Here is a 12,389-nt window from a genome sequence, read left to right as displayed (position 1 = left end):
CGATGATAGGGCGGCGGCACCCCGCCTCTGAGTGCTAGAGGCGGGGTGCCGGGAGATCATATCTTCGGCTCGTTGAGGAGCCTTAGGTACCTAAATGTGGCTGTGTTATTTAGGGGTAGCCAATCATGGGTCCCTTCTGGGTGAAACGGTACATGAAAGCGGCCATGGCGTCTCGGTTCACCGGATCTTGAGGACGGAAAGATCCGTCTTCCCAACCGGTTGCGATTCCCTGGGTCTTGAACCAGGAAATTTCTTTCTTAAAACCGGTCATGTGCATATCTGTGAACCCGGTAGTACCGCTGTGCGCCGGCTGACCGGATGCACGGTAAATGAAGGCTGCCATTGCCTCACGGCTGACTCTGCCCTGAGGATCAAACGTTCCATCAGGGTTTCCCCGCGTAATACCAGCCGCCTTCATCCACTCGATTTCCTTGTAGAAGGGGTGATCGCGATGAACGTCAGAGAATGAAGGAGTACTAGGAGCATTGAACTGTGGGGATCCAGCAAGACGGTACATAAAGGCTGCCATTGCTCCGCGTTCAATGGGGGTAACAGGTTTGTATGTACCATCCGACCAGCCGGTGGTGATACCGGTACGGGCCAACCAGGTAATTTCGGTAGCAAACATGTCTGTTGACTTCACATCGTTGAAGGAAAGCTGCGTGGAAGCACGCCCCAGGGTGGGGACAAACTCAGACTTGCGGCTCACTGCCATCATGCCATTAGAATCGCGTTCAACGGTGGCAACGTGGAAGAAACGCTGGTTAGACATAGAACAACGTTTGTCTGATAAAGCATACTCAAAGTAAGAGACTTTTGTGCTATTAAGGCAATGGTTATAGTCAGCTGCGCCCTGCCCGTTAACGCTCAGCCAGGCAGCATAGGCTACGCGGAGCGCTCCGTTCTTATCCACGAAGGCCGACGCACCGCCGGGGCCAAACATGTTCTGGCTTGCATCCGTTGACATAATCGGGGTGTTCTGCACACGAGTGCAGGGGCCGGTAGGACTTGAGCACTTGGCGTAGCCTGTACGGTACTTGTTCGTGGAGTATTCTGAGGCGGAGTAGAACATGTAGTAGGAACCGCCATACTTAACCATAGAGGGGTTCTCAATCAGCGGCATCTCCCAGGTCTCGAACCAGCGCCACTTGGTTGCCTCAGTAGTGGTTTTAAGGGCCTGGGTTTCAAGCCCCATCTTCTGCGCGGATGTCACCAGGCGCTTACCATCAGCGCTGACTTCCTGTACCCAGAAATTAGTACGAGTTGTGGGAGTGCCCTCGTTCTTCCAGTACATGTAGAGCTTGCCGTTGGCGTCGCGGAAGAGGTCGGGGTCAAGGGCACCCTTGGGGTCCGACCCACACTGTACGGGCTGTGATGAGGTATCGATGAAGGGGCCGGTGGGCTTATCGCTTACTGCCAGGCCGATACACTGCTGACCAATAGCGTTACCGTCGTAGCGGTTGACGGCTACATAGGCCATAACGTACTTACCGTTGGACAGTTTCTCCACCGACGGAGCCCAGATTTCGTAGCAGCCAGAGGTATTTGCGTTGCACTGATACGATGCAGGCTGGCGCTTAGCCCAGGAGCCGGGAACAGCGAGTGTATCGTTATACCAGGGGTCTCCTCCGTTCTGAATAAGTTGTGTACTACCGTTATCCATTTGGACAAAGGGATAAGGACGGTACTGCTTATTAGTCGTCCAGTTTTTCAGATCGGTAGATGTAATCAGAGGAACATTGCGCCCACCCGCTGTGGTGCCGTAGGCATAATAGGTACCGTTTTCCTGAAAGACATCGGGATCTGCAAGTTCACCGACGGTAATGGTATTACCGGGCACCCACTGGGCTGTGGTTGCATAGGGCTTATCAGGGACAAACCAGGGGCCAGTATATCCAGCTGCGTTGGCAGCTGGTGCGGCGCTCAATGCCAGCAAGCCACCGGCTAGGGTGGCTGCCGCTACCCTTTTCAGGGCATGGTAGGACGAGGCTACAGAGAACATGTGTGTTCTGCTCTTTCTGTGCGAGTGAATGATATGCACCTACACCCAGATGTGTGACTGGTAACGTGCAGGTATTTCACAGATTACCACGCAATTCGTCCCCTAAACGGCCCCCAGCACTACATTTTTATGCACTGAATGTATCTTCTAAAGATTGTCCCAGCCAGAACTCAATCAGGCGGCGGGAAATAGAGCTCGGCCCGGGCAGCTGCACAGCGCCTGACCGGTGGGCTTCAAGTAGTTCGGCTCGGCTGAACCAACGAATTTCCTCAATTTCAGCGCCGTCCGCTTCAACGTGCTGGGGATTAGAAATCTCAGCGAGAAAACCGCACATCAGTGACCTGGGGAAAGGCCAGGGCTGCGACCCTAGATACCTCAGCGAGGTGACCCGCCCACCGCACTCCTCGTAGACCTCTCGGAGCACAGCAGTTTCAAGGGCTTCCCCACCCTCAACAAAACCGGCGAAGGTAGAAAAACGTCCCTTGCCCCAGGCCCGGGCCTGGCCCAGCAGGATTTTGCTCTCCCCCTCACACTCAGCGGTAACAGCTGTAATAACGGCCGGGTCGGTGCGCGGGAACAGCTCCCGCCCTTCGTCCGTGACCCGCACCCAGCCGCCGCGGATGGCAAAGGTGGGGGCGCCCGTCCGCGCATCAAAACCAGAGGATGTATGCCAGGCGCTCAAGGACGCCGCTGCCGCCAGCACCTCGCCCCAGGCAAAGGCGGCTCCCTGGCCCTCATAGGCGAAGGCTGCATAGTCGCGGACGCTCACCCAGCTACCACCAGACCGGGCAGCTATCACCTCGGCCAGGGTCTGCTCCTGATTTTCAAATCCCTGAAGATTGAGCGGGGCATCACCCAGGCTAAGGTAGCGGTCAAAGTCGGCCAGGAGTACCAGCACAGGCTGCTCCATTTGAGGCTCTGCGGAGCCCTCCCCCACCTGCTCCGGGGCGGACGCCAGCACCCGGCTCCCAGCGAAAATCAGGGAAGGGTGCTGGTGGCGATCAAGTGAAGTGTAGCTCAGCAAGGCTTCGCTGTTCAGGTCAAAGACACCGGCCAGGTCTAGTGGCTCGGGGCCGTTACCTGTTTCTGCAACGAGCACCTTGCCCCCGTCCAGAACGATGAGGGCAGGTCGAACTTTCCATGGGTAAAGGTCGTTTGACGGGGCATCGGTCGGTAGCGGCCACTCTGTTAGAGCCCGCCCCAGGTGCCCAAAGAAACCGGAGTGTTCTCGCACCGCGCCGGTGGTCCGCACCCGGTCGGTAGTCAGAGGCAATCGCCCCAACGGCGAAAACCAGCCCTGCCCACCCGGGGTCGGAGCAGCGTCCGTCCCGTACTGCGAACCAGCTACCGACAGATTAGTCATATTTTCAGCATTCATATCGGGTTCGTTCCAACTTCTCTTGTACCCTTAAAAGTGTGACTTCAACACCGCTTCAACTTGCCGCCATCGTATCAGCTGGGGTTCCCGGGCTCTACCCCGTAGCCGCCCTGCCCTCAGCCGACGACGCCCTCGACTTCGACTCAGCCATCATCATTGACTCAGCCGACAAGCGCTGGCGCGTCCGCGCCCCCAAGCACCCCGAAGCGAGCGTGCGCCTCGAAGCGGAACACGTCATCCTCCAGTCCTTTACGCCGGGGCTCCGAGCCCGCCTGCCCTTCCTCGTACCCACCATCGTGGGTACCGTTCCCCTCGACGGGCGGCAGGCCTTCATCTACACCCACAACCCCGGCTCCCACTACGACATCGACGATTTAGCGGACCTCTCCCACCGAACCCGCGAGGGCCAGCCCAATATTGCGGACGAGATTGCCCGCCACATCGCTACCATTCACGTTTTCCCCAACACCATCGTTGAGGACGCCGACTTACCGGTCTACACCGGCCAGCAGGTCCGCGAGCGCCGCCTTGCCGAGCTTGACCTGGCTGTAGCTACCGGCAAGGTACCCTCCGGACTGCTCACCCGCTGGGAAGAGCAGCTCAACGATTCAGTAATGTGGGACTTCCGCCCCCGCGTCATTCATGGGGACCTCAACGAAGACAACCTGGTGCTTAATCAGAAGAAAATCGTTGAGATCACCGGCTGGTCAGAGGTCTGCGTCGGTGATCCCGCTGCTGACTTCGCCTGGCTGTACGCCTGCGAAGACCCCCTCTTTAGGGAGAGGGTCTTTGCGGCCTACCGTGAAGAGATGCCCCAGGAGCCCGACCGGAACCTCGAAGCTCGAGCTAACCTCTATGCGGAGTTCGGTCTGGCCCAGTGGCTGATTCGCGGGGTGGAGCTAGAAGACCGGGTCATGATTTCAGAGGCTGTTTCTATGCTCGATCACCTCGAAGCTGAGCTGCGAGCTGTTGGAGCCCTAGCCGGCTAACTGGGCGGCCCGTTCCAGGGCCTTCTCTAACTCTGCCCGGGTGGAGAAGTTGGTAACTTCAATGCTCTCTCCGGTGGAGGCATAGAAGAAGTGGGCTTCTACATTTTCTTCGGGCACCCCTTGCAAGCGAGCAAAGCCCAGGCGGTAGAGGGAGAGCTGCACTGAGCGCTCCTTGAGCTCCTTCTTGGTACGCGGGGGGCGCCCCGTCTTCCAATCCACCAGCTGCCAGATAGTTGCGCCGTCCCCGTCTACCCGAGTAAAGATAGCGTCGATACGGCCGCGTACGGTGATCCCAGCCAGAGGAGTTTCAAGGGGGTATTCCAGGGCCCAGGGCTCACGCCCTGCCCAGTCACTGGCCAGGAAGTTTTCCCGTAGGGCAGGGATATTGAGCTCTTCTTCGGTGCTGTCGTCATCGAAATCTTCGTCCATATCGAGCATGCCGCTGGTGCCAAAGTGGTCTTCAACCCAGCTGTGGAAGATGGTTCCCTGGCGGGCCGCGATACCCGGCTTTTGGGGCATGGGGCGTCGCATGTTGTCGATGACGGCCTGCGGGTCTTTGACCAGATTGACGAGCAGGGAGGCTGACAGATGGCCGGGTAGCTCGAAGGAGCTGTTTTCCGCGGGTGCGGCCAGCAGGCTCAGGAGCAGGTCGGTTTCTTCCTGCCAGTCCTCGATAGCGTCTCGTGTCTCTTGGGCCTGCTCCGGGGTGGGGTCGGGGAGGGCAGCGAGAGCTTCAGCGAGCGCATCTGCCTCAAGCCCACCGCGCAGCACGTTCTGGGCCGCACGCTCGACTACCTGGCGGGGGCTGAGCCCTGTTAGGTTGCCCTGTTTGCTCTCGTTCGGGCTGGGTGCAGGGCCTGCTGCTTCGAGTTCCTGTAGGGAGGTCCAGGTCATCTGGTGGGGCCCATCAAAGGGGTCGAAGGGCCAGAGGGCGGTAGTAATCGTGGCTGACTGGGGGTTGACGGTACCTACCTGCTCAGGGTCAAGCTCGCTCAGAATTTCAGCTAACTCAACAGGGGCATCGAGTAACTCGGCGACGAAATCAGACATGAGGCGGGGCTTAGCCGTGGTTCCCTTCCAGGCCGAGGTAGTCAGAACGAGCAGGGATCGGGCACGGGTGTACCCCACGTAGGCCAGACGGCGCTCTTCCAGGGTGCGGTGTTCTACCGCTTGCTCCGAGAGCTGGGCCATGAAATCACCGAGATCCTGCAAGTGATCGAAGTCCGACCGCCAGCCGGGTAGGTAGGCGGCGTCCCCGCGCAGGGGCCAGGGCAGGGTGTCCGACTGCTTGGTCCAGCGTTCGTCCTTAGCATCGGGGAAGTCTCCGGCAGCCATGCCCGGAATATACACTTGGTCCCACTCCAGCCCCTTTGAAGCGTGTACGGTGAGAATTTGCACCGCGTCGTGGCGGGGGGCCTCTGCTGCCATTTCGAGCCCGGCTTCCTGCTGGGCTGCCGCATCGAGCCAGGCTAAGAAGCCACTAACCCCCGATGCCGAGGCGCCGGTGGCGCTGAGGGCAAAGCGGACGCTGTCCTCCCCCTCTTCCAGGGGCTGGCCGTTGGCAGCTGCCAGGAGCAGGGCGTTCACGCGGGGGGCTGTGGACTCGTAGGTAGCGGCCACATCGTAGAAGGCGTCAAGGTGTCTGCGGGCCGATGTTGCGTGTGCCCCCGGGCGGGCAGCTAGCTCAATATCCAGTAAAAGAGTACGCTCAATTTCGCTGATGAGGGTGGTGAGGTCATCAGCGGTGAACTGGCGTAGGTAGGCGAGCTCCCCCGCAACTGCCCTCAGGCGGCCAAGCCCCTCAGCACTAATGGACCGACCGGTGCGGGCTGATTCCCACCCCTCCTGGGGTAGGTTTTCGAGCGCTTCGATGAGGGAAGCACCGTCGGTGACGTCAGGGGCTGCTGCCTGAAGTAACCGCCGGTAGTCCTGAGCGGACGCCGGGGCCTGCTCGCCGACGTCCTTAAGCTCCCGGGCGTTGGTAGCGCCACGTTCGGCAGCTTCGCTAAGAGCTTCTACTTCGTCAAGGACTTCCTGCTCAGCGCGTAGAGCAGCGGCCTGGGCAGTGATGCCGAACCTGATCTCGAGTTCGCGCTGGCGTTTGAGAGTCTCTGCCCACTCGCCAAAGGCAAGGAGGTCAGATACGCCAAGGCGCCAACGGGCCCCGGCCAGAATACGCATGAGGGCATCTGAGCGCCCCGGGTCGCTGAGCACCCGTAGGACGGCCACAAGGTCCACAATCTCAGGAGTATCGAGCAGACCGCCTAAGCCTACAACCTGATAGGGAACGCCCAGCTCATCGAATGCCTCTTGCAGGGGTTCCATCATGGCACGCTTTTTGCAGAGTACGGCCATGGTGGGCATATCGGACAGGGGACGGCCAGCGAAGGTGGAGCGTTGCTCGGCAATCATTTGGCCAAGAGCCCGGGCTTCTTGCAGATCGGTGAGGTATTCGCCCACCAGCACCCGCCCTTCGGTGGGGTTGGGGCGAGCGACCAAGGGCGGCACCTCAATGGCGTGGGTTCGCTTGACCCAGTCAGGGCTCACGCTCAGGGGTTCTGCTACCCGGTTGGCTGCTGCCAAAATTGCGGTGTCGTTTCGCCAGGCCACGGTGAGGTAGCTGGCGGTTCGGTCGTCTGCCGGGAAGTAGTCGTAGAAGCTAAAGAGCTGACCGTCTGAAGCACCGCGGAAGCCGTAGATGGACTGTTTAGGGTCACCCACCGCCATGACCGGGTGGGCAGGTGCATCAGCGGTGGCACCGAAGAGGTCTGAGAAGAGCTGCATCTGGGCGTGAGAGGTATCTTGGAACTCATCTAGCAGCACGACCCTAAAACGTTCCCGCTCCGTTTGAGCAACCTGGGGTACCGTTCTTGCGATCTGGGCAGCCTTAGCGATGAGGTCGCCGTAATCCATCACCTGCATCTGCTCTTTGATCGCTGAATAGCGTTTGACCAGCTCCGCATAGAAAATGCGCAGTTGCAGCCCCTGTACTAGGGCTCTTTGTTCGCTGGTTGCCCCTTTGACGGTGGGTTTGCCCAGGTCTTCCACCTGTTTCAGGGTCTCTGTGCACCAGTCAATGACGGCATCGGGGCTGACCAGGTGCTCAGCGCACTCAGATGAGAGTTTGATGATGGATTCCACCATGGTTGACTTGGCAACATCTTTTTCGGGGAGCTTACCTTCGTAGTGCTCAACAATTTGAGCGACCAGCTGCCAGCTTTGGGCACCGCCCAGCATTTGGGCGTCGTCCTCCACCCCAATACGAAGACCGTACTGCTGCACCAGGGTGTTTGCGTAGGAGTGGTAGGTGGAAATTGTGGGGTCGCTGGTAATCTCTTCACCGCCCTGATCCGGGTTCTCTCGCACCAGCCCCTGCCGGCGGAGCTCTTCAAGACGGGAGCGCATACGCTCGCGCAACTCACCGGCAGCCTTACGGGTGAAGGTCACACCCAGCACCTGATCAGCACGTACAAATCCGTTGGCCACCAACCATACCACCCGGTCAACCATGGTTGCGGTCTTTCCGGAGCCTGCACCAGCAACCACGAGGCGGGGCACCAGCGGGGAGCTAATAATGGCAGATTGCTCAGCCGTTGGCAGGGGGCGGCCCAGGGCTTTTGCGATAGCTTCGGGGGTCAGGAGGTTTTCTGCTGGCTTCTTTTCAGTCATGGTTCAGCCTTACTGGGCGGGGCGGACGGTGACGGCACGGCCCCGGGAACAGATGGGGCAGATATCGGGTAGGGCGCAGCCGATGCTGTAGGAGCCTGCGGCTGTGTGGCGAGCTTGCAGGTACTCCCCCGCAATGAGTTCAGCGGCCCGGTTGATAAGGTCAACTGCCCAGATGCTTTCGGCGGTGAGTGGGGCTTGCTCCTGCTCAGAGTAGCTCTTGGTGGTTCCACCGATTTGTAGGAGCATGGCGCCGCCTGAGAGCTCCTGCAGGCCGTCGAGGACGGGGATTTGTTTCTGCTGGGTGGAGATTTCTTGATGTTGGTTCTCCCGGTGCAGGGCTTCTTGCATCAGGGCCCCGGCACCGGCTTCCAGGGCAACCTGGTAGGCAGCGAGCTGGGGGTGCTGTTCCAAATCGGCCTTACTGGGCTTACTCTTGCCGGTCTTCAGGTCGATGATGATGAAGCGACCCACCTGGTCGACCTCGATGCGGTCTACTCGCCCCGAGAGCAGGGCGTCCTTGGCAGGGCCTGGAACAAGAACACTGAAAGAGCCCTCGACCCCCACCAGGGAGCGTCCTTTGCCTTTAAGTTCACGCACGTAGTCGGCAAACTTCTGAATCATGCCTTCGGCCCGCTCTACCATCTTCTGGCTCTCCCAGGTATCGGGTAGGCCCAGCTGGGGTAGGCGGCGGTGCAGTTCATCACGTAAATCGGTGCCGTTGCCCTCGGGCATATCTTCGCAGATGGCGTGGATGAGGGTGCCCAGTGAGCGGGAAGCATCGGTCGCCGCTTCGGCGCGGGAGGCTGCCACAAACCAATCCAGGGGAGAACGATGGATCTTTTCGATCTGCGACGGCGATACCGGAACTGGCCCGTCGCCCGCAAAAGTTGGTGTGTGGGAGGACAACGGAAGCAGCCCCCACCAGGAACGGGGGTGGGCACCGGGTAAGTTCATCTCTGAGGTCTGCCCCGGGTCTGCGAGGCGACTCAAGAGGCGGGCAGCTGCATCGGCTTTGACCGGGGAGAGATGCTGCGCCTCTGACCACTGGCGTAACTCTGCCACCAGCGAGCGCAGGGTCATGGGGCGGCGCACCTCGGTGAGGGGGCGCTCCCCGTTCGGGTGCGGCGCGAAGATATCGAGCAGTTCGCTGGGGGCTAGGTCGTTTGATTTAACAGCGGTGCAGACGACCCGGGAACGGGCGCGAGAGGCGGCGGTAGCAAACATGCGGAACTCATCGAAACGGTTAGCGCGCAAGCGTTCCAGCATGGAATACCCGGCCCCACCCCGACTAGCAGTTTCCTCAGAGCTGCTCCCCAGGCGTCCGGTTGCTGCGTCCACCAGGTCGAGGGTTCCGAGCAAGGAGCCGCGGACGGTGGTGTTCGGCCAGGTGCCGTCCTGTAGTCCCGCGATGTAAACGGTGTCCCACTCTCGACCGGCGGCCAGGGCCGGGGTCATGATTTCTACAGCGTCTCTGTAGCTGGTGCGTTCTGCCAGGGTATCCATGGGGAGATCCTGGGCGTCGATGTAGGTAAGGAACTGGTCGGCGGTGGCACCGGGCATCTGGTCGGTGTACCGTTCTGCGGCTTCGAAGAGACCAATCATAGCGTCGATGTCTCGTCCTGCCCGGTCGGCGCCTGCGCCGCCTGAGAGGGACTGGGCTTTCCAGAGGGGGGCGAGTTCTGAGGCCTCCCAGAGTGCCCAGAGGACGGTTTCGGCGGTAGCGCCGGGCTGGTCTAGGGCTTTATCACCTGCGGTAAGGACTCTGCCTAAGCGGCGGGCAGCTGAGCTGCTTTCACCGGTAGGGAGCAGCTGCGGGTTGAGGAGAGCTTCCACCAGTAGGGCGTCACTGTCGCGGGTTCCTCCGGCGCGTAGTTCTTCAGCCCGCAGGCGCTGGCGTAAGCGACGCACATCCATGCTTGAAGCCCCACCTAGACGGGAGGTGAGTAGGGCAACGGCAAGGTCGGCCCCTAGGCCCCAGGTTTTGCTCTGCTGGGTGGCTTCAGTTTCGGTTTCTGCGACTTGGGTGCTCTGACCTTGCTCACTAGCCCGTAGACGTCTGGTGTGCAGGATCAGCCCCAGGGCATCGAGGAAAGGTCGCACTGCCGGTTCGTCGCGCACAGGAGTAATGGAGGCTGCCGTTTGCACCGGCAGACCCAGGTTGATGAGGGCTCGTTTCAGGCGGGTTACGTCTGAGCCCTTACGCACGATAATGGCACTGCGGCTGTAGGCCCTGCCTCGGTAGAGGTGGTCTTCTAGAATCATCTGGGCCAGTAGCTGGTTTTCCTGCTGGGGGGTTTCAATCACCAGGCCTAGCACTTCTGCCCGTTCATCCACCGCTTTTTCGGGGTTGAGGAGGGCACCGTCATCTCCTACAGGTAGCAGGGCCTCGTCCCTGGCTTCCTGCGGTGCGGGGACCAGGACGCGCCGGTGGGCGGCCCGGGGCACAGCGGGTAAGCGGGAAGCCAGCTCGGCCCAGCGCTCGGCAATGGCAGGTGCCATGCGCCAACTGGTGGTGAGCTCTTCTGTAGTTAGAGCCGGAAAAATATCGGGCAGCTGGGAGGCTAGGTGGGGGCTTGCACCGCGGAAGCCCTGGACGACCGTATCGGTGCAGCAGGTCATGATGGTTGCCGGGCCTGAGGCCAGCAGACCCTCTAGATCTGAGCTTTCAGCGGCACTGTTTGAAAGGGTATTACTCGCTGTTGACCGCAGGTATTCTGCTGACTTACCTGCTAGTACAGCTAAAAGCCGGTAGATAGAGGGGGTAAGCTCTTGGACGTCATCGATGAGCACCAGGTCAAAGCGAGCGCGTTCTGCGTTCAGCAGATCCCTGTGAGCTAGCAGGGTTTTGGTGGCTTCGTGGATAAGGGCGGCGGGGTCAAAAGCGTGCGGTGCTCTCAGGGCTCGCACCTGGCGGTACTCGGTGTAGAGCTTAGCCAACGCCTGCCATTCAGGGCGGTCATAACGGGTCGCTAGGTCGCTGACAGACTGAGCGGTAAGGTCGTACTCAGCCATGCGGTCGAAGAAGTCTCGCACCTCGTGGCGGAACCCGCGGGTCTCTAGGGCTTCGCGCAGGTCATCAGGCCAGATGATGCTGGAGCCCTCGCCTTGGCGGTGGCCGTCAAGGAGCTCTTTGATGAGGACGTCCTGCTCGGGGCCTGAAAGCAGTTTGGGGGTGAAATCCAGGTGGGGTAGGTAACCCTCGATATGGGCTCGTCGCAAAAGGTCAAAGGCGTAGGCCTGCCAGGCACGCACTGGGGCAGTTGAAACCGTTGCGGTGATGCGGGCTGAGAGCGATTCTCGGAACCGGGTAGCGCTCATACGCGAAGGAGTAAGTACTAGTAGCCGGGCGGGGTCGTTACCCTGCTCGATAAAGCTGGTGGCTGTATCTAACAGGGCCCGGGTTTTACCGCTGCCGGGCGCGCCCAGGAGCAAAGTAGCACCCTGGGTTTGAAGCTGCTCGTCTGTCACCGTGTACTCCCCGTTGTGTATGGTCAAGGTTTTTGTCTGTAATCCAAGTTCATCATAGGTGGCTGACATTTTAAGAGCCTGGGCGCCACCTGCTTCAAATATTTTTGTGTGGCTGGTTCTATGGCTACTATCAAAGGTATGACTTCATGGACCGAGCTTCCCCGCGCCACCTTCGATCTTGAGACCACCGGTATCGATCCCAAGACAGCCCGCATCGTCACGGCTTCTTTGGTCTTGGTTTCTCCGGACGGTGAGGTCCTGCGCGCAGGCGAATGGCTGGCTGATCCCGGGGTTGAGATTCCTGAGCAGGCGTCCGCTATTCACGGCATCACCACCGAGTACGCCCGCGAGCACGGCAAGCCTGCCCAGCAGGTGGCCTACGAGGTTGCGATGGCGTTGGGCGGTCTCTTTGCCGACGGCGTTCCCGTCATCGCCTTTAACGCTGCCTACGATTTCTCGGTGCTGCATTTTGAGCTGGCCCGCTACGGCTTCCCGCCCCTGAATTGCTACCCGGTGCTTGACCCCCTGGTCATCAATAAGCATGTGCACAAGTTTAAGAAGGGCAAGCGCACCCTGGAAGTGCTGGCCAGCGAGTACAGCGTCGAGCTAGAAAACGCCCACACCTCCAAGGACGATGCCCTGGCAGCTGAGCGCCTACTGACAGCTATGAGCTTTGAGTACGACGAGATAGAACAGCCCGCCACTGCCCTACACGAGCAACAGATTACCTGGGCGGCTGAACAAGCTGCTGAGCTGCAGGACTACTTCAACCGCATTGGCAAGCAGGCGGACGTCAGCGGTGCCTGGCCGGTGCGCACCGACTAAGGTTCAGGTAGCGTGAACGTTTAGGCAGGACGCCGGTGGGCAGGTAGGTGCCTTGAGC

General features: G+C 60.2%; 6 protein-coding genes. 2 read left to right on the top strand and 4 right to left on the bottom strand.

The genetic code is table 11. The annotated features are described in order from the left end of the window. Window positions 1-109: 109 nt before the first annotated feature. Together L6963_RS01050 and nudC are read right to left on the bottom strand one after the other, a co-directional pair. On the bottom strand, window positions 110-2,002 hold the full coding sequence (locus L6963_RS01050) for a family 43 glycosylhydrolase (protein ID WP_237206311.1): 1,893 nt from the start codon (window positions 2,000-2,002) through the stop codon (window positions 110-112). 127 nt (window positions 2,003-2,129) lie between these two features. Then, entirely contained in the window at window positions 2,130-3,365 is a 1,236-nt protein-coding gene (gene nudC, locus L6963_RS01045; protein ID WP_237209136.1) for an NAD(+) diphosphatase, read from the bottom strand. A gap of 53 nt (window positions 3,366-3,418) precedes the next feature. Between nudC and L6963_RS01040 the strand changes: the two genes are divergently transcribed. Further along, a complete protein-coding gene (locus L6963_RS01040; RefSeq protein WP_237206309.1) occupies window positions 3,419-4,369 on the top strand; it encodes a phosphotransferase in 951 nt (316 codons plus the stop codon). Here the strand turns inward: L6963_RS01040 and L6963_RS01035 are convergent. Both L6963_RS01035 and L6963_RS01030 read right to left on the bottom strand, forming a co-directional pair. Continuing rightward, the gene (locus tag L6963_RS01035; RefSeq protein WP_237206308.1) at window positions 4,358-8,038 is read right to left on the bottom strand and encodes an ATP-dependent DNA helicase; all 3,681 of its coding nucleotides are present in this window, start codon (window positions 8,036-8,038) and stop codon (window positions 4,358-4,360) included. The two genes, L6963_RS01040 and L6963_RS01035, sit on opposite strands and share 12 nt — an antisense overlap. 9 nt (window positions 8,039-8,047) lie before the next feature. Beyond that, the gene (locus tag L6963_RS01030) at window positions 8,048-11,506 is read right to left on the bottom strand and encodes an ATP-dependent DNA helicase (protein ID WP_237209135.1); all 3,459 of its coding nucleotides are present in this window, start codon (window positions 11,504-11,506) and stop codon (window positions 8,048-8,050) included. A 138-nt stretch (window positions 11,507-11,644) separates the two neighbouring features. On the opposite strand from L6963_RS01030, the gene L6963_RS01025 reads away from it, so the two are divergent. Continuing rightward, window positions 11,645-12,331 (top strand): 3'-5' exonuclease, encoded by a 687-nt coding sequence (locus L6963_RS01025; RefSeq protein ID WP_237206306.1) that lies wholly within the window; start codon window positions 11,645-11,647, stop codon window positions 12,329-12,331. The last annotated feature ends 58 nt before the right edge of the window (window positions 12,332-12,389 follow it).

Origin of the sequence: Rothia nasimurium (assembly GCF_928392795.1) — a bacterium.
Taxonomy (GTDB): domain Bacteria; phylum Actinomycetota; class Actinomycetes; order Actinomycetales; family Micrococcaceae; genus Rothia; species Rothia nasimurium_F.
This window is presented reverse-complemented; position numbering and strand designations above follow the sequence as displayed.

Bases quoted from the DNA above. Each gene is read 5' to 3' on its own strand.
- nudC (WP_237209136.1), bottom strand. From the start codon at position 3,365: ATGACTAATCTGTCGGTAGCTGGTTCGCAGTACGGGACGGACGCTGCT.
- L6963_RS01025 (WP_237206306.1), top strand. From the start codon at position 11,645: ATGACTTCATGGACCGAGCTTCCCCGCGCCACCTTCGATCTTGAGACC.
- L6963_RS01035 (WP_237206308.1), bottom strand. From the start codon at position 8,038: ATGACTGAAAAGAAGCCAGCAGAAAACCTCCTGACCCCCGAAGCTATC.
- L6963_RS01050 (WP_237206311.1), bottom strand. From the start codon at position 2,002: ATGTTCTCTGTAGCCTCGTCCTACCATGCCCTGAAAAGGGTAGCGGCA.